At 46.2% G+C, this 21,958-nt stretch carries 20 protein-coding genes; 3 read left to right on the forward strand and 17 right to left on the reverse strand.

Annotated elements, in window-relative coordinates; all coding sequences use genetic code 11:
- Positions 1-123 precede the first annotated feature (123 nt).
- The 3 genes from AC2Q9J_RS02385 to AC2Q9J_RS02395 are packed head-to-tail and all read right to left on the reverse strand — an operon-like array spanning position 124 to position 832.
- Entirely contained in the window at positions 124-297 is a 174-nt protein-coding gene (locus AC2Q9J_RS02385; RefSeq protein WP_282019635.1) for a hypothetical protein, read from the reverse strand.
- A gap of 2 nt (positions 298-299) precedes the next feature.
- Entirely contained in the window at positions 300-545 is a 246-nt protein-coding gene (locus tag AC2Q9J_RS02390) for a hypothetical protein (protein ID WP_282019634.1), read from the reverse strand.
- The gene (locus AC2Q9J_RS02395) at positions 533-832 is read right to left on the reverse strand and encodes a hypothetical protein (RefSeq protein ID WP_499037335.1); all 300 of its coding nucleotides are present in this window, start codon (positions 830-832) and stop codon (positions 533-535) included. Before AC2Q9J_RS02395 ends, AC2Q9J_RS02390 begins: the two co-directional genes overlap by 13 nt.
- Positions 833-1,295: 463 nt before the next feature.
- On the opposite strand from AC2Q9J_RS02395, the gene AC2Q9J_RS02400 reads away from it, so the two are divergent.
- The 3 genes from AC2Q9J_RS02400 to AC2Q9J_RS02410 all read left to right on the forward strand — a co-directional run bounded on the left by AC2Q9J_RS02400 (position 1,296) and on the right by AC2Q9J_RS02410 (position 5,027).
- Positions 1,296-2,675 (forward strand): N-acetylmuramoyl-L-alanine amidase, encoded by a 1,380-nt coding sequence (locus tag AC2Q9J_RS02400; RefSeq protein ID WP_282019633.1) that lies wholly within the window; start codon positions 1,296-1,298, stop codon positions 2,673-2,675.
- Between the two features lie 517 nt (positions 2,676-3,192).
- Positions 3,193-4,077 (forward strand): cation diffusion facilitator family transporter, encoded by an 885-nt coding sequence (locus AC2Q9J_RS02405; protein WP_499036884.1) that lies wholly within the window; start codon positions 3,193-3,195, stop codon positions 4,075-4,077.
- Between the two features lie 134 nt (positions 4,078-4,211).
- A complete protein-coding gene (locus AC2Q9J_RS02410; RefSeq protein ID WP_499036886.1) occupies positions 4,212-5,027 on the forward strand; it encodes a ZIP family metal transporter in 816 nt (271 codons plus the stop codon).
- Positions 5,028-5,161: 134 nt separating this feature from the next.
- On the opposite strand, the gene AC2Q9J_RS02415 is transcribed toward AC2Q9J_RS02410, so the two are convergent.
- The 14 genes from AC2Q9J_RS02415 to AC2Q9J_RS02480 form a co-directional block, all read right to left on the reverse strand.
- On the reverse strand, positions 5,162-6,124 hold the full coding sequence (locus AC2Q9J_RS02415) for an arsenic resistance protein (protein WP_117314052.1): 963 nt from the start codon (positions 6,122-6,124) through the stop codon (positions 5,162-5,164).
- A 292-nt stretch (positions 6,125-6,416) separates the two neighbouring features.
- Positions 6,417-8,057 (reverse strand): mercury(II) reductase, encoded by a 1,641-nt coding sequence (gene merA / locus AC2Q9J_RS02420; protein WP_282019631.1) that lies wholly within the window; start codon positions 8,055-8,057, stop codon positions 6,417-6,419.
- A 3-nt stretch (positions 8,058-8,060) separates the two neighbouring features.
- Positions 8,061-8,462, reverse strand: a complete 402-nt coding sequence (gene merR, locus AC2Q9J_RS02425; protein ID WP_117314050.1) for a mercury resistance transcriptional regulator MerR — start codon at positions 8,460-8,462, stop codon at positions 8,061-8,063.
- 483 nt (positions 8,463-8,945) lie between these two features.
- Positions 8,946-9,725, reverse strand: a complete 780-nt coding sequence (locus AC2Q9J_RS02430) for an acetoin reductase (protein WP_341201916.1) — start codon at positions 9,723-9,725, stop codon at positions 8,946-8,948.
- A gap of 367 nt (positions 9,726-10,092) precedes the next feature.
- On the reverse strand, positions 10,093-10,770 hold the full coding sequence (locus AC2Q9J_RS02435) for a leucine-rich repeat domain-containing protein (protein WP_341201917.1): 678 nt from the start codon (positions 10,768-10,770) through the stop codon (positions 10,093-10,095).
- A 353-nt stretch (positions 10,771-11,123) separates the two neighbouring features.
- Positions 11,124-11,753, reverse strand: a complete 630-nt coding sequence (gene pyrE / locus AC2Q9J_RS02440) for an orotate phosphoribosyltransferase (protein ID WP_282020751.1) — start codon at positions 11,751-11,753, stop codon at positions 11,124-11,126.
- Positions 11,753-12,445, reverse strand: coding sequence for an orotidine-5'-phosphate decarboxylase (pyrF, locus tag AC2Q9J_RS02445; protein ID WP_282020752.1), 693 nt, complete (start codon positions 12,443-12,445; stop codon positions 11,753-11,755). Before pyrF ends, pyrE begins: the two co-directional genes overlap by 1 nt.
- Positions 12,442-13,356 (reverse strand): dihydroorotate dehydrogenase, encoded by a 915-nt coding sequence (locus AC2Q9J_RS02450; protein WP_282020753.1) that lies wholly within the window; start codon positions 13,354-13,356, stop codon positions 12,442-12,444. The genes pyrF and AC2Q9J_RS02450 overlap by 4 nt, the downstream gene beginning before the upstream one ends.
- On the reverse strand, positions 13,353-14,120 hold the full coding sequence (locus AC2Q9J_RS02455; RefSeq protein ID WP_282020754.1) for a dihydroorotate dehydrogenase electron transfer subunit: 768 nt from the start codon (positions 14,118-14,120) through the stop codon (positions 13,353-13,355). Before AC2Q9J_RS02455 ends, AC2Q9J_RS02450 begins: the two co-directional genes overlap by 4 nt.
- Positions 14,117-17,305: a carbamoyl-phosphate synthase large subunit gene (carB, locus tag AC2Q9J_RS02460; RefSeq protein ID WP_499036890.1), complete on the reverse strand. Its 3,189-nt coding sequence runs from the start codon at positions 17,303-17,305 to the stop codon at positions 14,117-14,119. Before carB ends, AC2Q9J_RS02455 begins: the two co-directional genes overlap by 4 nt.
- Positions 17,298-18,392: a carbamoyl phosphate synthase small subunit gene (locus tag AC2Q9J_RS02465; protein WP_499036892.1), complete on the reverse strand. Its 1,095-nt coding sequence runs from the start codon at positions 18,390-18,392 to the stop codon at positions 17,298-17,300. Before AC2Q9J_RS02465 ends, carB begins: the two co-directional genes overlap by 8 nt.
- Complete coding sequence (gene pyrC / locus AC2Q9J_RS02470; RefSeq protein ID WP_499036894.1) at positions 18,389-19,669, reverse strand: dihydroorotase; 1,281 nt, start codon at positions 19,667-19,669, stop codon at positions 18,389-18,391. Before pyrC ends, AC2Q9J_RS02465 begins: the two co-directional genes overlap by 4 nt.
- A gap of 3 nt (positions 19,670-19,672) precedes the next feature.
- A complete protein-coding gene (locus tag AC2Q9J_RS02475) occupies positions 19,673-20,542 on the reverse strand; it encodes an aspartate carbamoyltransferase catalytic subunit (RefSeq protein ID WP_499036895.1) in 870 nt (289 codons plus the stop codon).
- 124 nt (positions 20,543-20,666) lie between these two features.
- Positions 20,667-21,956 carry a solute carrier family 23 protein gene (locus AC2Q9J_RS02480; RefSeq protein WP_341201763.1) on the reverse strand — a complete coding sequence of 430 codons (1,290 nt, stop codon included), beginning with the start codon at positions 21,954-21,956 and terminating at the stop codon, positions 20,667-20,669.
- Between the last annotated feature and the right edge of the window lie 2 nt (positions 21,957-21,958).

Below are 21,958 nucleotides of genomic sequence, written 5' to 3' on the forward strand. Positions count from 1 at the left end.
GATTGTTTAATCTTTCTGGGTTATTAGACAGTTAGGGATCCAAATCAATCTGGAAAATTTTTTTTGAAATCAGCTAAATCTTTGATCAAGGTCTATTGATAAAATGTATATTAGAAAACTTGCTTAATTTTCATCTTTTCTAAACATAAGCAATAATTGCGATACAATTTCAAGTAAAGGCAATTCAATCAATGGGCCAATAACCAGAGCTAAGGCAGTCAGCGGTTGATCTGGAAAAGCGATGATCGCAATTGCTAAAGAAACGGGCGAATTCCGGGCAATAATGGTCAAACTCAAGCTTACTTTGCCCCAAAAGGAAATTTCAAGGCTTTTTCCATAGTGTGAGCCACCACAAAGTTAACGATGAAGAAAAGCCCACTTGGGAGGATCAATACCGCAATAACGATTAGGTTGTTTAGTAGGTATTTCCCTTGTGAAGCAAACATCGCCAAAATGGCCAGAGATAAAAAGAGGGTTTGCATCATCTCGAAAAAAGGGACAACTTTTTCATTCAGCAGGGTTCTGTTTTCTTTTATATCACACACCGTGTCACATGTGGCAAGACGAACGGAATCACTAACGCCAATAAAATATTTTCTCCAACTACCGATAGTGGCACACGTTCAATGGTTCCGGCGAAAATGAACAGATAAACGGGCAGAAGCAGGACCTGCAGAAGTACATTAACGGGCAAGACGGAGGTGGATAAAAGAAGATTTCCCTTAGCTAAAGAAGAAAACATTAAATACCAGTCCGTGCAAGGAATAACCATTAACATGAGGAACCCAATCCATAACGCCGGATAATCGGTTAAAAAGACAGCACCCAGCAGCCAAGCGAAAAGAGGCGTTCAGGTAAAATTGATTAAGACATTAGTTAGTAAATATTTTCGATTGTTAAAGGGACCTTTTAAATCCATCAATGGAATTGATAGAAATAATCCGTACAGCATAAGCAATAAAAATGAAATGATGAAAAATTCACCATAAAATTTAAAACTTACTCACCGGTTAGCAAGAGATTTCCAAAATTTCTCTATACTTGTTTTCACCCAACACAATATTTAAAAAGATACGCGTTCTTTCTATATGATAATAACAGTATGATTAAAAAGGGGAAATCGAGAGTCTATTTACCCATAAAATAGGTAGACACATTGTCACTTTTTTTATTTTGACTTTTAAACCAGACTTATTGCTTATTTTATAAAAAAATACATAAAATAGCATAAAAAAGTGCTAATATCATCAGAGATAGAAAAATTACAAGAACCGGAAGGGGAAAATGAAAGACAAATGAATAGTTTTTTTAGCAAGGTTACATTATTTCTAGTCGCTGCTGTTTTAGTGATTTCCAGTATAGGGATGAGCCCCGCATCCGCTTGGACACCATTTAAGGATGTATCTTCAAATGATGTTGAAATTGATTACTTATATGATAAAGGGCTCATCAAAGGAATCTCCAGCAACCAATTTGGACCTGACTATTCAGTAACACGCGAACAGGCGGCTACATTGATCGGACGCGCACTCGGATTAAGTGGAACAGAGAGAAAAACCAAGTTCTCCGACGTAAGCTCGACAAGCTACAGTTCCGGCTACATTCAATCAGCTGTAGATAAAGGGATCATCACCGGTTATCCTGATGGTACATTCAAACCGAAACAGACCATGACCCGCGGTGAGATGGCTTACTTATTAAGCCGTGCCTTCAACCTCACGAAGACAAGCGCTGTGTTTTTTACCGACATCAAACAAGATTCAAGCAACACAAGCCTTTATACTGCCGTAAATAAAATCGCGACAGCTGGCATCTCCAACGGAACCGGCGGCGGGAGCTACTCCCCGGATAAAGATTTGGTTCGTGAAGAATTTGCAATCTTCCTGGCACGCGCATTGGAACCGAAATTCAAAGTCGCTTTTCAGAATGCGACGATCGCCAAATTATATTCAACTACTGACAACCTAAACGTTCGTTCAGGTCCATCCACAAGCTATAAAGTGGTCGGCCAGATCCACACAAACAATGAAGTTCAAGTCTATGGCTACAGCGGCAACTGGGTTTATGGCAAATCTGGAAACCTTACAGGTTATTTCAGCCTCTCTTATTTAGCTAAATCCGCTGCTAAAGCATCTCGTGTTATGGTAATTGATGCCGGACACGGTGGTAGTGATCCAGGTGCTTCCGGATATGGTTTAGTTGAAAAAGAAGTGAACCTTGATGTATCCCTTCGCGTCGAGAGAATGTTGAAAGCGAAAGGCATCAACGTATTGATGATCCGCAGAACGGATGTATTCTACAGTCTGGATTACCGCGCTGCCTATGGTGTGAAAAATGGTGCAGATGCTTTTGTCGCTATCCATTCCAACTCTTATACCCCAGGAACAAGTGGTTCTGAAACGTTCTATTCGGCATCTGTTGCGAACGACAGTAAACAGCTGGCAACGTTCATCCAAAGCCGCCTGTACAAAGCGATGGAGCACCCTAACCGTGGCGTAAAAGAATACGATTACCGTGTTCTTGCAGCAAATCCGCTTCCAGCAGCTCTTGTGGAACTTGGATTCCTGACAAACTCTGGTGATGCCTCTAAATTGGCAACATCCACTTACAGAGAACGTGCAGCTTCAGCCATCGCTGAAGGAATCGAAGATTATTATGATTGGAAACAACAATAAAAAATATTATTTTTTCAAAAAACGGACTTTAAATAGTCCGTTTTTTTTTTGTATGTTGAGAAGCGCCGCTTTTATTCTTTTTTTCCGACGATTTATTGGGAAATAGAATGAAGTCCTAAGGTTCTTAGTCCCTTTGCTAAGCAGGAGGGTCATTTTTTAATATTTTGCGTTGCGGCTTTCATATGAATCTATTCCCCAACAGACGTGGTAGAGCCGCCCATTCAACAGATCATAGATTTTTGACTGACGGTATCATCAAAACGAACATCTTTAAGGGGACCAATCACAAAATTTAGTTCCTTAAATTTCTTTCAGATGATTTCAAAAAATATTAAAACAACTTAAAAAGTAGCTGTTTCGCAAGCTTTTCGATACCCTAAGAAAGGATTTCTAAATGGATGGAAACATCTTTTAAAATTCATAGCGATGCTTATAAATTCTTGAACTTCGTCCAATTAGATTTCAAGACAGAGGGTATGGACTTTAATGAGAATCATTTTAACTAGAGAACTCAAAAATGAAATTTACTAAAGGAGTGGATGAAATGGGAGCTTTAAACGCAAGCATCGGGGCATGGATCAGCACGGTCGCTTATTTGATTGTTTCCGTAGTGAAAATTTTCGTTGCATGGCAAGTGGATTCTGTTGCTTTAATGGCCGATGGTTTCAACAATTTCACTGATATCATTACATCGATCGCTCTTCTGATTGGACTTTGGGTAGCTAAAAAAGACAAAGATGCAAACCATCCTTACGGTCATTTAAGGGCAGAAAATATCGCTTCGCTGGTGGCAGCATTTGTGATTGCGGCCATTGGATTGCAAATTTTAGTGAATACAATTTCTTCTATTGTTAACCAAGACTTCGTTACACCTGATCAGCTGGCGATATGGGTAGGAATGGGCAGCGGTCTGTTCATGATTTTAATCTATTTCATCAATCGAACCATTGCAGTAAAAGCAAATAGCCAGGGCTTGCGTTCCATCGCAAAAGATAATTTATCAGATGCAATTGTCAGTTTTGGGACCGTGATCGGCATCACAGGAGCGCAGTTCGGAGTGGCGTGGCTTGACCCTGTCACCGGTCTGGTTGTCGGACTCATCATCCTTTGGGCTGCCTGGGGTATCTTCAAAGAGACAGCCTTAATTTTAACTGATGGCATCGATCCGAAAAAAATCATAGAATACAAAGAAACACTTGCTGAAGTTCAGGAAGTCGCGCATGTCCATGACGTAAAAGCCAGAGTCTCTGGCAATAAAGTGATTATAGATATAATTGTCACGCTACAAAGCGGGTTAAACGGAAAAGAGAACATACACGCGATTGAGAAGGTTAAGGAATTAATGAAACAGCGCCATAATAGTCTAATGACTCTTGTCGAAACCAAACCTCCAGTGAGATGAAATTTGCGATGAAGCATTTGTTTTTTCAATTCTAGCTTCACTAAAAATGATACAAGGATATGGAGGAAAGAAATAACTTTGTTCGCCTTAACAAACGCTGTTCATTCTAAAATTATTGAAAGAGGTGATATAAAATGCTGGAATCGTTTAAAAATTTGGACCCGATTATTCAAGCATTCATAGGTACATTGTTCACTTGGGGAATGACCGCTTTGGGAGCAGCACTAGTTTTCACTACAAAAAATGTCAATCAACGATTTCTCGATAGTATGCTGGGATTTGCTGGAGGAGTGATGATTGCAGCAAGTTATTGGTCGCTTCTTGCTCCTGCCATTGACATGGGAGAAAGTGGCTCTTTACCAGCTTGGATGCCTGCGGCCATCGGATTTTTACTGGGTGGCATATTTTTATGGGCGGTAGATAAAATCCTCCCACACCTTCATCCCAATACATCCTTAGAAAAGGCAGAAGGATTCCACTCAGCTAAAAGAAAGAAGAGCTCTTTGCTTGTATTTGCCATTACACTTCACAACATTCCTGAAGGGCTAGCAATCGGCGTTGCATTTGGAGCCGTAGCTGCTGGATTTCCGTCGGCCTCTCTAGCAGGTGCTATAGCATTGGCAATCGGCATCGGTATCCAGAACTTCCCAGAGGGTCTAGCTGTCTCCATGCCTCTTCGACGAGATGGATTTTCGCGGCGAAAAAGCTTTCTTTACGGTCAATTTTCAGGAATGGTTGAACCGGTCGCCGCCATCATCGGTGCATTAGCAGTAGTGTTTATAGAACCTTTACTGCCTTATGCATTAAGCTTTGCAGCAGGTGCAATGATTTTTGTAGTCGTCGAAGAAGTAATTCCCAGCTCCCAAGAAAAAGGCAACTCTGATTTGGCTTCGATGAGCTTAATGGTCGGGTTTACAATCATGATGATTCTTGACGTTGCCCTCGGCTAATTTCAAGTAGCCTTCGAACCAAGGCTTACTATATGGATATCCTATTGGTCGACATTACCAGCCCATTTTAGAGATTGTGTAAATTTATTGCTTTTGCCCTTCCAATCAATATGCTTTTTCAATGAGTTACTAGTTCAGATTTCTCCTATGCTAGCTTTCCTTAAAGAAAGCAACAGCTGGGAGACGAGTGCTAGAATGGGTAATTCAATCAATGGGCCAATAACCAAGGCCAAAGCGATTAAAGGCCGGTCTGGAAAGGCGACAACTGCAATGGCCAGCGAAACAGGCGAATTGCGTGCGATAGTCATCAGGCTTAAGCTCACCGTGTCTTCATAGGAAAATTTCAGGACTTTCCCCATCGTTTGCGCCACGATAAAGTTGATGCCAAAGAACAGCAGGACTGGCAGCAGCAAGGTGGAAATGACTTCAAGATTATCGAGTAGGTACTTCCCTTGCGAAGCAAACATCGCCATAATCGCCAAAGATAAAAAGAAAATTTGTGCTGTAGCGAAAAAAGGGACGAGTTTCTCATTCAAGAAGGCTTTTCTCTTCCGCAAGGGAAAGCGCGTCAAATGCGCCAGGGCAAATGGAATGACCAGTACCAGGACAATGCTTTCGCCGATGATCGACAACGGAATCGGTTCAATCGTGCCAGCGAAAATGAACAGGTAGACCGGCAACAGCACGACCTGCAAAATCAAATTAATCGGCAAAACGGACATGGATAAGGGCACATTCCCTTTGGCAATGGAAGTGAACAGTAAGTACCAGTCGGTACAAGGGGTCACCATCAGCATGATAAAACCAATCCATAACGCTGGATGATCAGCGAGAAAAATAGCCCCCAGCCCCCACGCCACCAGAGGCGTCCAGACAAAGTTGATAAGGGTGCTGGTATTCAAGAACTTGCGATTTTTAAAAGCATCCTTCAGGTGCTGCAATGGAATGGTTAGAAACAACCCATAGAGCATCAGCAGTAAAAATGGAACGATAAAAGACTCTGCGTACGTTTCAAAAAAAACAAACTGTCCCAGTAAAAGTCCGATACCTACTGCCGATAAAATGATAACAGTTTGAAACTTTTCGAATACGTTCATGATGGCACTCCTTTATGGAAAGAGAAAACTAAATATATGAGCGACTCCCTATTAAGATTAACTAACTCCAAAATTTTTAGCCAGCACTTTTGCACACAAAAAAGAGAGAAGATAAGCTTCGATGAGCCTCTTGGCTCCCATAACATGATAGAGACTCTAATCAAGCAAGTACTTGCTCCAATCCAGTCAAATAATTGAACGGCTGTCGCAATGTGACTGATCTATTCTTCTGCTTCCCAGTTGTTCAAATGGGTTCCCAATCAACAGCTTGAATCTCCATCAATGGGCTTTTTTATCCGGCACAACATGACAACTGGGAAACATCGTTGTCGAACGTTAGCGCAGCCAGTTTTACACCTTCGGCCATGGTTAGATACGGCGCGAGGGTGTCGCTAAGGTTTTCAATGGTCAAACCGAATTTTACGGCAAGCGTCACCGCATAGATGACATCTCCAGCATTTTCCGCTACGATATGCCCGCCCAGCAGCTGGCGTGTTTTCGCGTCCGCCACCAGTTTGAATACCCCGGTCGTTTCCCGGTTCACTTGCGCTCGCGGAACAGCCTCCAATGGCAGGATGGATGTGAGGACGTCATAGCCGTTTTCTTTCGCCTGTTGCTCCGTCAAGCCAACCGTGGCAACCGCCGGGGCTGTAAACGTGACGCCCGGCACGACCGCCAAATCCAGTTTTTCACTCCGTCCACCGACCGCGTTTCCTGCCGCCACTCGCCCTTGATAAGCCGCGACATAGACAAACTGGGGACCTAATGTGACATCGCCCGCTGCGTATATTCGTGCATTGGTGGTCTTGGCATAGTCATCAATCCGAATTTCCCCAAAGCGTCCTGTTTCGACACCCGCCGCCTGCAGATTCAAGCTTTCCGTATTGGGTTTTCGGCCAGCTGCAATCAGCAATTGTTCGGATTCGATGATCCGCTTCTGGCCATCCACCTCGACATAAACTTTTTTCAGCTCTCCGACCTGTTCAATTCGCTCGTACGTGGCACCGGTCACTAACCGAATGCCTTGCTCGGTCAACGCTTTCGTGAGGGCTTCCGAGATTTCCGGATCGTATTCCTTGAACAAACGTGAACTTCTTTGCATCAGTGTGACTTCGGATCCGAGATGGTGAAATAACTGACCCAATTCCACGCCAATATAGCCGGACCCGATGATTGTCAGGCGCTTCGGCACTTTCTTTAGCTCCAATAAAGTCGTGCTGGTCAGGTAATCCACTTCTTCCAGACCGGGAATGGCTGGCACAGCAGGAGCTGCCCCCGTCGCAATCAGAAACCGTGTGGCAGAAATCTTTTTTCCGTTCACTTCAATGGTGTGTTCGTCTATAAACCTGGCTTCCCCTTTGATCAACTCAAAACCGTAGTCTTCAATCAAATCGACATATTTCTTGTTCCGGAGATCCGTCACCAATTCCTTTTTCTGTTTGACCAGCGAAGCCAAATCCACTTCCCCCGCTGAGGTATGCAGCCCGATAAACGGGTTGTTCCTGGCCAAGTGATTGATTTCTCCCGCCCGCAACAAGGTTTTGGAAGGAACACAGCCAATGTTCACACAGGTACCGCCTACCGTTCCCCGTTCAATCATCGCCACTTTCGCCCCATGTTTCACAGCTTCGATGGCGGAAGAAAAGGCAGCCCCCCCGGAACCGATGATGATGTAGTCATACTCGCCTTCTTCATCCGGACGGACTGCTTCTTGGGCTCGGACTTCTTCTGCTTCCCCCGGCTGATACTTCGCTTCAGCAATTGCTTTTTTTGCCTTTTCAACCTCCATGTCTTCCGGCAGTTCAAACACAGCTTCACCTTTTCGGAAATCGGCTTGGATTTCTTTTGCGCCAATCGCTTCAAGCGCGACTGCAATGTATGCTTCGCACCCTGTACAGGTCATCCCCTGGACATCCACTCGGTATTTGTTCATGTTCTACTCCTCCTCCATCAATACATCAATAATCGGGCATTCATGCAGCGCTTTTTCATTTGGACACCGTTCTTTCAACTCACTCAGCATCCGTTCCGCACGCTTTAAATCCTCAATCTGCTTTCGGACTTCCACTTCTTTTCCGGAAACAAAATCGAACATATCTTCACAGCGCACATCGTCTTTGTCGACCACCCCTAACAATTTATAAACCTCATTCAACGAAAATCCCAGTTCCTGCAGCCGCCGGATAAAGCCTACCCGTTTGACCGTTTCCTTTGAATAAATCCGATACCCCGAATTATTCCTGACCGGTTCTTGCAATAGCTCTTTTCGTTCATAGTATCGGATGGTTTCCTTATTCACTTCACACAGGGTTGCAAGTTCACTGATTCGATAGCTCAATTTTCTTCACCTCAGAAAAAGTATAAACCATGTACTTAGGTACATGGTCAAACATCTACACTTCAATGCTTTCTTTTTATATATAAAATCTCAAGTTACTAAAACTAGATTCAAAATAGTCGTTTATTAAAAATAAAGCGTTCGTAAAAGTACACTTTCACACACAAAAAGAGAGAAAATAAGCTTTAATCAGCCTCTTCTCTCCCCTTGTATACATGCAGCTTCCGATAATCCCTCATATGTAAACCGAAAATTTCTCTACTACAACTCGGTGTACATCTAACTATGCATTTATTCAAGTTATATATTATCTTAGAAAACATTAACCATCAGCAGCTTGAAAATGGCTTATTATTAATCTGCAAACTAACAATATTAAATAGGACATCGACTTGTAAAATTCGCGCCAAACTTTGAAAGAAATTAGGTTTTCAAAAACTGGTAATATCCTCGTTTCCATGACGACATCCCTGGAAGTTCCACTTAATTAAACACCATACCACCATCTGTAATGATGTTTTGCCCAGTCATATAATCAGAGTTCGATGAAGCCAGGAATGAGACAAGATTAGCGACATCTTCAGCAGTTTGAGATCGACCGAGGGCTATACCTTCAGTAAATTTAGCGAAAGCTTCCCCTTTTTTTGTACCCATATGTTCCATCATTTTTTCATCTAAACGTTCCCACATACCTGTACCTACAATGCCTGGGCAGTAAGAGTTAACTGTAATTTTAAAAGGTGCAAGTTCTTTTGCGGCAGTTTGTGTTAAACCCTTTACTGCGAATTTAGAAGCAGAGTATACGCCTAACATTTCAAAACCTTCTTGCCCTGCAATAGAACAAGCGTTAATAATTTTACCACCAGATCCTTGTTTTTTCATTTGATTCGCTGCGGCTTGAATGCCATAGATAACACCTTTGACGTTGACATCGAGGGTGAAATCAACAGCTTTAGGATCTGCGGATGTAAGTGGCCCAACTTGTCCCTCCACACCAGCATTATTAATGAAAACATCTAATCTGCCAAAAGTATCCACAGCGTGTTGTACTAATGCAGCTTGGTCTTCTGGTTTTGCGACGTTGCCAATGAATGATGTAACTTCAAATCCATTTTTTCTAAATTCATTTTCGGTTTCCGTCAAAATTTCTTCGTTAATGTCGCTTAACACAATTGTAAATTCTTCATTCGCCAAACGCTCAGCTAACGCTTTCCCTATTCCTTGGCCTGAACCTGTAATTACTGCTACCTTTTTTTCGCTCATTATAAATTCCTCCTTTTTCGCAATTGAGTGACAATTCAATTGTATTCTTTAAAATTTAGGATTTCAATGAATATGCAATATACATTTTTAATACTAAAGCAATTCTTAAATTATTATAAATTCTATAATCGACAGGAACGCTTAGAGTTAGATTGGCAAAATAATTTATTGCAGCAGGAACAACCAAAAAAATGGATGAGTTTAATCAACGTTTAATTGGTATTTAGCTTATGCTTAAAGAGGTTGAATAAAAAGAATTGAGGAATGCAACTTCATTGATTGCATACCTCAATTTTTTTCATATTCATTAAACACTTCCGATAAACTCATGATATGTAAACTATTTTTAAGTTAAAGGATGAGATTTTCACTTCTCTAAATAACGAAATGTTTCCCATTTCCCTTTTTTTACTACTGATCGGTATTCTTGACCTCCACCCTTTTGTTCGAGCAGGTAATTTAGTTTCTCAGAACTCATGTTGTGATGCCTTTTATCCATGGTTCCTGCACTACGTATAGTAGGATGCTCCAAAATTGGTGTTAGGTCCCCATCAACTACTTTTGTATCTACAAATCGGAAATCAATGAGTTGCGGGAAATGTTTTAAGAAGCCTAAGTTCGGCAAGTCTGCACAAGAGTTCAAACAGAGAACTCGAAGGTTCTTCAACGAAAGAAGTTCTTCGCTCATCTCAAATTTCTTTGATTGGTTGATATGCAGGTGTTCCAATGTCGATGCTAAGTTGGATATCCCATGATCACTAGCCAACTTGGTACAGTAATGAAGCTCCAGGCGTTTGAGGGCAGGAAATTTCTCGGCACCAAAAAAGTCATGCTGGTTAGACCAGTTCAGTTTAAGGTACAAAAGCTTTTCCATATTGGGAAGCTCTTCAAAGTTATGAAGCTTGCTTTTGTAATGCCACAGCGTCAAATATTCTATCTCCGACAAAGATTCGATTTCCATTTTTTCCTCTTTTAAATTTATATAGCCCTGTAATTCAGTAGGAATATCTTCAAACCATATCGTATTATTCTTCCAATTATCCAATTTATCACTCCTTCTCCCTCCGTAATCCCCTCAAAACTACCAATAGGATGGGTGAAATCGAAGACATGGTTTTTACTAATTTTAACATAGCGAGAATAAATTATTTATGGAGTATAACTTTGTATGAGAATTTGTTTACAAAGCGTTCGTAAAAGTACACTTTTCCGAACACTTTTAAACCAGCTTACATACGGCAAAATAAGCGTTCGTAAACATGTCAAAACACTTTACGAACGTTCGCCATCCATCTCGGACTTTTCCGAACAGAAAACTGATTTTTAAATTACTAAAATAATCATTTCTTTCCTATTCTTCACACAATTTTCCCCAAAAAGAAAAAGCCGACCACATGGTCAGCCCTTCAATGTTCCTGCCTTTAATCCTTCATGCCATTCCCGTAGCATCGGCAAATCCCCCTGCTCGATTGCTCCTGTACTTGCCGCTTGTTCGACAAGTGCCGGGAAGTCGGTGAGCGTGTGGAATGTGAATCCTGCCGCTTCGATCGCTTCGACGGATTGGGGTAAGTCATATGTAAAAATAGCGACGATACCAAGTACTTCGAAGCCTGCTTGCTGCAAGCCTTGTGCTGCCTGGATCACCGAGCCGCCTTTAGAAATCAGGTCTTCTACTACTACGACTTTTTTGCCGGGTTCCACTTTTCCTTCGACCATATTGCCCTGGCCGTGTTCTTTCGGCTTGGACCTTACGTAGACCATCGGCAGCTCCAGCAGGTCACTGACCCATGCCGCGTGCGGAATACCGGCCGTTGCTGTGCCTGCCACGATTTCGCATTGCGGGTAGAATTCCTTGATCTTGGCAGCCAGCCCTTTGGCGATTTCTTTGCGCACTTTCGGATAGGACATCGTCAGGCGGTTGTCACAGTAAATAGGTGATTTGATGCCGGATGCCCATGTGAACGGATTCTGGGGACGTAATTCAACTGCGCCGATATCCAATAAATGCTTGGCTGTTTCCTTCTTCATCATTGACCACTCCATTCCGCTCGAATTTGATTGTAACTGTCTTGTGGATTTGCCGCTTTTGTGATGGCACGTCCGACGACAATATGTGTCGAGCCCTGTCTGCTCGCTTCTGCAGGCGTCGCAACTCTCTTTTGGTCATCTACAGAAGCTTGTGCCGGGCGAATACCCGGTGTAACCCGCAAGAATTCTTCACCACACGCGTCGCCAATCGCTTCCGCTTCATGGACGGAGCAGACCACCCCGTGGAGACCTGCCTCGTCTGCCAATCTTGCATAATGGACGACGGATTCTTCCAGACTCGCAGATATCAATTGCTCCCTTTGCATCTGTTCTTCACTGGTTGACGTCAATTGTGTCACAGCGATCAATTGCGTATCACTGCCTTTGAGTCCGCGTTTGGCAGCCCGCATCATCTCGATGCCTCCTGCCGCATGGACATTGACCATGGCGACATCCAATTTCGCGATCCCGCGCATGGCGGATTCAACGGTATTCGGAATGTCATGAAGTTTTAAATCAAGAAAGATATCATGGCCGAGCCGGTTGATTTCACGTACGAGCTCCGGTCCTTCCTGATAGAACAATTCCATACCGACTTTCACGAAGAGACTTTCCTCAAACTGTCCCAAAAATTGCAATGCCTGCTCTTTCGCTGGAAAATCCAAAGCGATGATCGGTCTTTCATTTCTCATAGACGGTGGCTCCTTCCGATAAGTTCCTCTACAGAATCGTATCCCAATTCATGCAACCGCTCCGGCAATTTGCCGATGATTTCCGGACACACGAACGGGTTGACGAAATTGGCTGTTCCAACTGCTACTGCACTGGCGCCGGCGGACAGGAAATCGATGACATCATCCACGTCTGTGACGCCGCCCATTCCGATGATCGGCAAATTCGTTTGCTTGCTGACTTCGTAGACCATTCTGAGAGCCACCGGTTTGATGGCAGGACCTGATAAGCCACCTGTGATATTGGCGATGACCGGACGCCCGGTTTTCGGGTCGAGCCGCATTCCGAGCAGCGTGTTGATCATCGTGATGCCGTCTGCTCCGCCTTCTTCGACCGCTTTGGCAATCGATACGATGTCCGTCACGTTCGGTGACAGCTTGATGTAGACCGGAACAGATGAAACTTCCTTCACGGCTCTTGTCAATTCTCTCGCGACTACAGGATCGGTGCCGAATGTGATGCCGCCTTTTTTGACATTCGGACAGGAAATATTGATTTCAAGTGCGTGTACATTTGTTGCTTTTGAGATTTCACGCGCCACTTCCACGTAATCTTCTGTTGTCGTACCCGCAACATTGGCGATGATCGGCACATCGAATTGTTCCAGCCAAGGCAGTTCGGAATTAGAGACGCTTTCCAGACCCGGATTTTGAAGCCCGATCGCATTGAGCATACCTGAAGAAGTTTCCGCCACACGCGGCGTCGGATTTCCGAGCCGCGTTTCCACCGTTGTCGCTTTGATCATGATGGCGCCGAGCTGTGAAAGGTCATACAGCTGGGCATATTCTTTACCGAAACCGAAGCAGCCGGATGCCGGCATGATCGGATTTTTTAATTCGAGTCCAGGGATCTTTACTGTCATATCAATCATGAAATCACCACTCCCGCTGGAAATACAGGTCCGTCCGAGCAGACTTTGATATAATCCGTTTCTGATTTGGTTGTCCGGCAGACACAGGCAAAACAAGCGCCGATGCCGCAGCCCATCCGCTGTTCATAGGAGAGAAATCCTCTCTTCTGCGGATATGCCCATTGCACCGCTTCAAGCATGGCGGTCGGTCCGCAGCTGAAATACGTATCGAAATCATGCGGCAATTCATTCAGGATATGCGTAACAAATCCTTCCGTGCCGTGTGAACCGTCAACTGTCGCTATATGGGTGTCACCCAGTGCTTTGAATTTTTCTTCATAGAATATCGCCTGTTTGCTTTCAAAGCCTAAAATATGGACCGTCTCGATTCCGCGGCTGTTCAATTGCTTCGCCAATTCATAGAGGGGAGGCACACCGATCCCCCCGCCAATCAGAAAGGCTTTTTTCTCTGCCTGTTCCACTGGGAAGCCGTGGCCGAGCGGGCCCAGCACATCAATTTCGTCCCCGGCTCTTTTGTCAGCCAGGATTTGTGTGCCGCGTCCTTCTGCTCGATAAATCATTGTGAACCGCTTGCTTTCCTTATCGATGGAAGCGATGGAAATTGGCCGGCGCAGCAATGGTTCAAAACTGTCCGCCACACGGACGTGGACAAATTGCCCAGGCTCTGCCATTTCATCGACCAAGCTGCCTTCAACCGTAAGTTCGAAAATATGCTTGGCAATGGACTGCTGGGCGACCACTTTCATCCGTTCTTGTTTGATCATCTGCCCGCCCCCATTTCTTCTGCTGAAAATGTCATCGATTCAATAACACGGAGCATGGCTGCCGCTGTATCAAGTGAAGTTAGGCAAGGAATGCCATTTTCCACTGATTCCCGGCGTATCCGGAACCCGTCACGTTCAGGCTGTTTGCCTTTCGTCAGCGTGTTGATGACGATCTGTGCGTCTCCGCTCTGGATCACGTCGAGCAAGGTTCTGCCTTCAGCCCCGATTTTACCAATCGGTGCAACCGCAACTCCTGCTTCTTCAAAAGCCGCCGCTGTTCCGCCGGTCGCCATGATCTGGTAGCCGATCGATTTGAAACGTTTGGCAAGTCCGACCGCTTCCGTTTTATCTTTATCCGCCACCGTCAGCAAGACCGTCCCGTGATCTTTGATTTCCATTCCGGCAGCCGCCAATCCTTTATACAGCGCTTTTTCGAGTGTCGTGTCCTTGCCCATGACTTCCCCTGTCGATTTCATTTCAGGCCCTAACGTAATGTCGACACGGCGCAGCTTCGCAAATGAAAAGACTGGAACTTTTACAAAGACGCCATTGACGCGAGGCGCAAGTCCTGGCGTATAGCCCTGGTCGATGATGCTTTGCCCGAGGATCGCTTTGGTGGCGATATTGGCCATCGGAATTGACATGATTTTGCTCATGAACGGCACCGTCCGGCTTGAGCGTGGGTTGACTTCGATGACGAACACATCGCCTTTTGATATGACATACTGGATATTCAGCAAGCCGACAATGTTGAAGCCTTTTGCCAATCGCGTTGTGTAATCCACCAGTGTATCCAGCAATTCCTGGGAAATGTTTTGTGTCGGATAAACCGCGATCGAATCACCCGAATGGACGCCGGCGCGTTCGATGTGTTCCATGATCCCAGGTATTAATACGTTTTCACCGTCAGAGATAGCATCCACTTCGACTTCAATGCCCGTCAGATAGCGATCGACCAGCACCGGATGCTCAGGGCTCGCTTCCACCGCATGCTCCATGTAATGGTTCAGGTCTTTTTCGTTATAGACGATTTCCATCGCCCGGCCGCCGAGCACGTAAGATGGCCGCACCAATACCGGATAACCGATATTATTAGCGATGACCACTGCTTCTTCTTTAGATACCGCTGTTTTGCCCAGTGGCTGCGGGATGCCGATTTCATTCAATGCCGCTTCGAACTTATTGCGGTTTTCCGCACGGTCTGTGTCTTCAAGCGTCGTCCCGAGAATTTTGACGCCGTTCTGTTCCAGCTTTTCAGCCAGGTTGATAGCCGTTTGCCCGCCAAATTGCACCACGACACCTTTTGGCTGTTCCAAATCGACGATGTGCATGACATCTTCAATTGTCAGGGGCTCGAAATACAGTTTATCGGAGATCGAGAAATCCGTGCTGACCGTTTCCGGGTTGTTATTGATGATGATCGCCTCGTAGCCCGCTTCTTTGATGGCCCAGACGGAATGCACGGTTGCGTAATCGAATTCCACTCCTTGCCCAATGCGGATTGGGCCTGAGCCCAATACGATGACGCTTTCCTTGTCTGTGCGGGTGGATTCGTTTTCGTCTTCGAAAGTACCGTAGAAATAAGGTGTTTCCGATTCAAATTCCGCGGCGCATGTGTCGACCATTTTATAGACCGGCATCAATTTCTGCTCCTTGCGCCAGTTGTAAACCTGCTGTTCTGTCGTATTCCACAGTTTCGCGATGGTGCGGTCTGCAAAGCCCATTCGTTTCGCCTTTTTCGTCGTATCGAAATCATATGGCTGTTCTGCCAGCACCTGTTCGTACTGAACGATGTTCTGGAACTTTGTCAGGAAGAACAGATCGATTTTACTCCAGTCGTAAATTGTTTCAATCGTCACCCCGCGGCGCAATGCTTCGCCAATAAAGAACAGGCGCTCATCACCCGCTCGGCGGATCCGTTTTTCGATCCATTCATCGCTCATGGCATCCGCGTTTTTCAAGTCGAGATGGAATTGGCCGGTCTCGAGTGAACGGACCGCTTTCAGGATCGACTCTTCAAAAGTACGGCCCATTGCCATAACTTCGCCGGTCGCTTTCATTTGTGTACCAAGATTGCGTTTTGCCGCTTCGAACTTATCGAACGGCCAGCGCGGAATTTTCGTAACGACGTAATCAAGTGCTGGTTCGAACGCTGCGTATGTGCGCCCTGTCACCGGGTTCATCATTTCATCGAGCGTCAGACCGACAGCAATTTTCGCCGCCAGTTTGGCGATCGGATAGCCTGTCGCTTTTGAAGCGAGGGCTGATGAGCGGCTGACCCGTGGATTCACTTCGATGATGTAGTAATTGAAGCTGTCCGGGTCGAGTGCCAGCTGGACGTTGCAGCCCCCTTCGATTTTTAAGGCGCGGATGATTTTCAATGATACATTGCGCAGCATCTGGTATTCGCGGTCAGACAGGGTCTGGCTCGGTGCTGTGACAATGGAATCTCCTGTATGGATGCCGACCGGGTCGATGTTTTCCATATTGCAGACCACAATGGCTGTGTCGTTGGCGTCGCGCATCACTTCATACTCGATTTCCTTGAATCCGGCGATTGATTTTTCAAGAAGACATTGTGTCACCGGGCTGTATTTCAAGCCGCTTGAGACGATTTCTTTCAGTTGTTCATCGTTGTGGCAGATGCCGCCGCCTGTTCCACCCATTGTGAAAGCAGGGCGGACGATCACCGGGTAGCCGATGCGTTCGACAAATCGTTTCGCTTCATCCAGGTTGTGGATGATATCGGAATCAGGAACCGGCTCCCCAAGTTCATTCATCAACGTACGGAACAGATCCCGGTCTTCCGCTTTGTGGATCGCTTCCAATTTCGTACCGAGAATTTCAATTCCGAGTTCATCGAGGATTCCGGATTCATCCAGTTCAATCGCCATATTAAGTCCCGTCTGCCCACCCAGTGTTGCCAGTACTGCGTCCGGACGTTCTTTTCGGAGGATGCGGCTGACAAATTCCAGAGTGATCGGTTCAATATAGACTTTATCGGCGATTTCCGTATCTGTCATGATGGTCGCCGGATTCGAGTTGATCAGGATGACGCGGTAACCTTCTTCTTTAAGGGCCAAACACGCCTGTGTACCGGCATAGTCGAATTCGGCAGCTTGTCCGATGACGATCGGGCCGGACCCGATTACGAGGATACTTTGGATGTCTTGTCTTTTAGGCATATTGCTGCTCCTTTCGAGTTGCACTCATCATTTCAATAAAACGGTCGAACAGGTAATTGGAATCTTCCGGTCCTGGTGAGGATTCCGGATGGTATTGGACGGTGAAAGCCGGATAATCCAGATGGGACAGCCCTTCATTCGTGCCGTCGTTCAATGCCTGGTGGGTAACTTTCAAACGCGTGCCTTGCAGTGTTGCTTCATCAACCGCGTAACCGTGGTTTTGGGAAGTGATTTCGATTTTTCCGGTTGAAAGGTTCCGTACCGGATGATTTCCGCCGCGGTGGCCGAATTTCAGTTTGAACGTGTCCGCTCCGCAAGCCCTTGCGAATAATTGGTGGCCGAGGCAGATTCCGAAAACAGGTACTTGGCCGAGTAATTCACCGACCACTTGGACGCATTCTTCGACATCTTTTGGGTCTCCCGGGCCGTTCGACAACATGACGCCGTCCGGTCCCCATGCCAGAATATCCTGCGAGCTTGTATTATAAGGAACGACGATGACATCACAATCACGGTTATTGAGCTCGCGCAAAATGCCGTGTTTCATTCCGTAATCAATCAATACGACGCGTTTGCCGCGGCCCGGACTCGGATAAGGGCGGGCTGTCGACACTTGCGCGACCTGGTCCGTCTGGAGAGGCGTCGTTTTCAGTTTGCTTACGACTTCATCAACATTCACTTCTTCACCGGCTGCAGTCAGAAAGCCTTTGATGGATCCTTTTGAGCGGATGAGGCGCGTCAATTTGCGTGTGTCGATTCCCGAAATTCCGGGAATGCCTTTGGTTTTGAACAGCTCACAAAGCGTCGATTTGCTTCTGAAATTCGATGGAAACTCCGCCAATTCGCGAACGACCATTCCTTTGACTGCCGGTTCGATCGATTCGAAGTCGTCGCTATTGATGCCGTAATTGCCGATCAGCGGATACGTCATTGTGACAATCTGTCCGCAGTAAGAAGGATCCGATAAGATTTCCTGGTAACCCGTCATGCTCGTGTTGAAGACGATTTCTCCTACCGAGGCATCGTCGCTTCCGAATGCTGTACCTTCAAATACTGTGCCATCTTCCAAGATCAAATAACGTTTCATTGATGAGCCTCCTCCTGCCATACGATTTGTCCACCGAATATAGTCATTGCCGGCCAAGCCTTGCATTGCCAACCGCCAAATGGTGTGTTCTTCCCTTTTGATAAAAATTGTTCCACTTCGATTGCCTGCTCTTTTTCGAGGTCGATCAGCACCAGATCAGCTGTCTGACCAATTTTCATCGTGCCATATGGCAAGCCGAAGACTTCCGCCGGTTTCCGCGTCATCCAGTCGATCAATTGCTCAAGCGTCCATTTTCCGGTCTCAACAAACTTTGTATGGAGCAGCGGAAACGCTGTTTCAAATCCGACAATGCCGAACGGCGCCTTGTCCATGCCGTTCGCTTTTTCTTCTGCCGTGTGAGGTGCATGATCCGTTGCAATAAAATCGAGCGTGCCGTCAAGCAATCCTTCATGCAGCGCGTCGTAATCTGCTTTCGCGCGAAGCGGCGGATTCATCTTGTAGTTGGCGTCGTCTCCCGGAATATCATCTTCGGTCAGCAATAGATGATGCGGCGTCACTTCCGCTGTCACTTTCACGCCAGCGCGTTTTGCGTCGCGTATCACACGGACCGATTCTTTCGTCGAGACGTGGCAGACATGGTAATGCGCGCCTGCCGCTTCTGCCAGCAGGATGTCGCGTGCGATGTGAACCGATTCTGCGATTGCAGGGATGCCTTTCAAGCCCAGTTCGCGGCTCCGCTTGCCGTCATGCATGACACCGCCGTAGATCAGGCTGTTGTCTTCACAATGGGCAACAATCGGCATGTCGATGGCTGCAGCTTCTTTCATCGCTTCAAACATCATGCCCGCTTCCTGGATCCCGACTCCATCATCTGTAAACGCAAAAGCACCGTATTCTTTCAGTTCTTTTAAATTTGTCCGTTCTTTTCCTGCTTCCCGTATCGTGATGGAAGCATACGGCAAAACTCGGATGTGCGCATTTTTTTCGATCAGTCCGTTGACGTGCTGGAGGTTTTCTTTCGTGTCCGGCACCGGACGCGTATTCGGCATTGCGCAGATTGTTGTGTAGCCGCCTTTTGCCGCCGATTTCGTCCCACTTTCGATCGTCTCTTTCTGTTCGCCGCCCGGTTCACGCAAATGAACATGGACATCAACAAATCCTGGTGCGACCATCCGGCCTTTGCCGTCAATTTCTTCTTCTCCCTGTGCGGTAAGTTCTGCTCCGATTTCCTGGATCTTTCCTTCAGCGATACGAATGTTAACCGGAGTTAATTCCCCGTCCTGCAGCATGTTTACATTTTTGATGAATAAATTCATATCTCAATCTCTCCCTTTCATTGCGTATTCAAGAACTGCCATCCGGATAAATACTCCGTTTGCCATCTGTTTGAAGATCCGTGAGCGCTCGCATTCGACCAGGCTGTCGGCGATTTCGACGCCTCTGTTGATCGGAGCCGGATGCATGATGATCGCTGAGCTCTTCATCTTCTGTTCACGTTCAATTGTCAGTCCGTATCGCTCATGGTATTGCTCTTTCGTCATTGATTCACCGTCCGTATGACGTTCGTGCTGGACGCGCAGCAGCATCAGCACATCCGTTTCTTCTATATAAAAATCTATGCGGTCTGAAGATTCGAACCCGCCGCTCCATTCCGGCGGACAGACAAAGCTCACTTTGGCACCCAATTGCTTGAGCGCTGCGGCGTTCGATTTGGCCACTCGGCTATGTGCGATGTCGCCGGCAATCGTTACGTGGAGATTTTCGAAACTGCCGAATTCCTGCCGGATCGTGTAAAGGTCAAGCAGTGATTGTGTCGGATGCTGTCCTGAGCCGTCGCCGCCGTTGATTACCGCAAGCCGGATGCCTTCCAGCTGCCTGTAATATTCTTCTTCGCTGTGGCGGATAACTACCGCATCCACGCCAATCGCTTCCAGCGTCTTCACCGTATCGTAGAGCGTCTCACCTTTCAGCACAGAGGAGAAGCCGGTTTCAAAAGGCAATGCAGCAATCCCCAGTTTATGCTCCGCCATTTCAAAACTCATTTTTGTGCGGGTGCTCGGTTCAAAGAACAGATTGGCGATCGTTCCGCCAATTTGAAGCTGTTCGCCCGCTTCAAAAGCAGCGGCCCGATCAATCAAGTTCAGAATGGTTTCATTCGTCAAAGTGTTCATAGTCAATAAATTCGGCATGTTCTTGTCCCCCTCCATAAAAAAACACCTCCCTGAGAGCAGGAAGGTGTGAGGAAATAAGGGCATACTTCCCTCTTATCATTCAACCCTTTCCATGCCTCTCTGGACATTCATTAAAAGGTGTTTATTCTGTTCCGTCGTCAAGTTCTTCCTTATCCAGTCCCGGCAGCACCAGGTTCAGGATCACTCCGATGATCGCTGCGAGCGCCATCCCTTCGATGACGAAGGTTTCGCTGAATTCCAGTCTTGCCCCGCCGATCCCGATAACCAGGATGACAGATGAAATGACCAGATTGCGTTTATTGCCGAAGTCGATGTTGTTGTCCACTAACATCCGCAAGCCGGATGAAGCGATGATTCCAAAGAGCAGGATCGAAATTCCGCCAAGCACTGCGGTCGGAATCGTTTCAATGGCTGCCATCAATTTACCGGCAAATGAGAAGACGATGGCGAAGACAGCCGCTCCGATGATGACATACACGCTGTATACGCGGGTAATGGCCAGGACACCGATGTTTTCACCGTATGTCGTTTTCGGCGGCCCGCCGATTAATGAAGAAATAAATGTTCCGATGCCGTCACCCAGGATCGAGCGGTGAAGGCCCGGATCTTTTATGTAATTCCGGTCGACAATTTTGCCAAGCACCAATTGGTGGCCGATGTGTTCCGATATGGTTACGATGGCGATCGGAACCATGATGAATAATAATGTCGGTGTGACTTGGAAAGAATAATCCACACCAGGTATCAAAAAGTCCGGCACCGCAAACCAGCTTGCTTCCCCGATTTTCGTAAAATCAATGATGCCTATTGCTGCCGAGTAAGCATAACCTGCAAGCAAACCGATGAGGATTGGCATCAGAGAGATAATGTTCTTGAAGTAGATCGTGCAAATGATAGCAGTTAGCAAAGTGACAATAGCTGCTGAAAAGTGCAGCAAGCTGTATTCAGAAGTATTGTTTGCTGCAGGAATTGTCATTGCCATATCCACCGCAGTCCCTGCCAAAGCCAATCCAATCACGATAATGACCGGTCCGACAACGATTGGCGGTAAAATTTTCATCAGCCAGAGATAACCGGTTTTCCAAATGATCAGCGATACGAGCGCATACACAGCAGAAACGAACATGGCTCCAATCATCGCTGAGCCGATACCTCCTGATTCGGTTGCAACCTGTATCGGCACGATAAAGGCGAACGATGACCCCAGATATGCTGGCACTTTAAACTGTGTGATCAGTACAAATATGATGGTGGCGATGCCGCTTGTCAGAAGCGCGATTGCCGGACTCAGTCCGACCAGCTGCGGGACAAGGATCGTTGCGCCGAACATGGCGAACATATGCTGCAGGCTCAGTGAAATCCACTGGCCGGTTTTCGGTTTATCCTGTATATCGAGTACTGCTTCGCTCAAAT

This window comes from Planococcus sp. RAB007_Raresut, from assembly GCF_057369535.1.

Coding starts and splice junctions, on each gene's coding strand:
- AC2Q9J_RS02455 (WP_282020754.1), bottom strand. CDS start 14,120: ATGATCAAACAAGAACGGATGAAAGTGGTCGCCCAGCAGTCCATTGCC.
- AC2Q9J_RS02400 (WP_282019633.1), top strand. CDS start 1,296: ATGAATAGTTTTTTTAGCAAGGTTACATTATTTCTAGTCGCTGCTGTT.
- AC2Q9J_RS02405 (WP_499036884.1), top strand. CDS start 3,193: ATGAAATTTACTAAAGGAGTGGATGAAATGGGAGCTTTAAACGCAAGC.
- pyrC (WP_499036894.1), bottom strand. CDS start 19,669: ATGAATTTATTCATCAAAAATGTAAACATGCTGCAGGACGGGGAATTA.
- AC2Q9J_RS02415 (WP_117314052.1), bottom strand. CDS start 6,124: ATGAACGTATTCGAAAAGTTTCAAACTGTTATCATTTTATCGGCAGTA.
- AC2Q9J_RS02465 (WP_499036892.1), bottom strand. CDS start 18,392: ATGAAACGTTATTTGATCTTGGAAGATGGCACAGTATTTGAAGGTACA.
- carB (WP_499036890.1), bottom strand. CDS start 17,305: ATGCCTAAAAGACAAGACATCCAAAGTATCCTCGTAATCGGGTCCGGC.
- AC2Q9J_RS02410 (WP_499036886.1), top strand. CDS start 4,212: ATGCTGGAATCGTTTAAAAATTTGGACCCGATTATTCAAGCATTCATA.
- pyrE (WP_282020751.1), bottom strand. CDS start 11,753: ATGAAGAAGGAAACAGCCAAGCATTTATTGGATATCGGCGCAGTTGAA.
- AC2Q9J_RS02450 (WP_282020753.1), bottom strand. CDS start 13,356: ATGATTGATATGACAGTAAAGATCCCTGGACTCGAATTAAAAAATCCG.
- merA (WP_282019631.1), bottom strand. CDS start 8,057: ATGAACAAATACCGAGTGGATGTCCAGGGGATGACCTGTACAGGGTGC.
- AC2Q9J_RS02475 (WP_499036895.1), bottom strand. CDS start 20,542: ATGCCGAATTTATTGACTATGAACACTTTGACGAATGAAACCATTCTG.
- AC2Q9J_RS02430 (WP_341201916.1), bottom strand. CDS start 9,725: ATGAGCGAAAAAAAGGTAGCAGTAATTACAGGTTCAGGCCAAGGAATA.
- pyrF (WP_282020752.1), bottom strand. CDS start 12,445: ATGAGAAATGAAAGACCGATCATCGCTTTGGATTTTCCAGCGAAAGAG.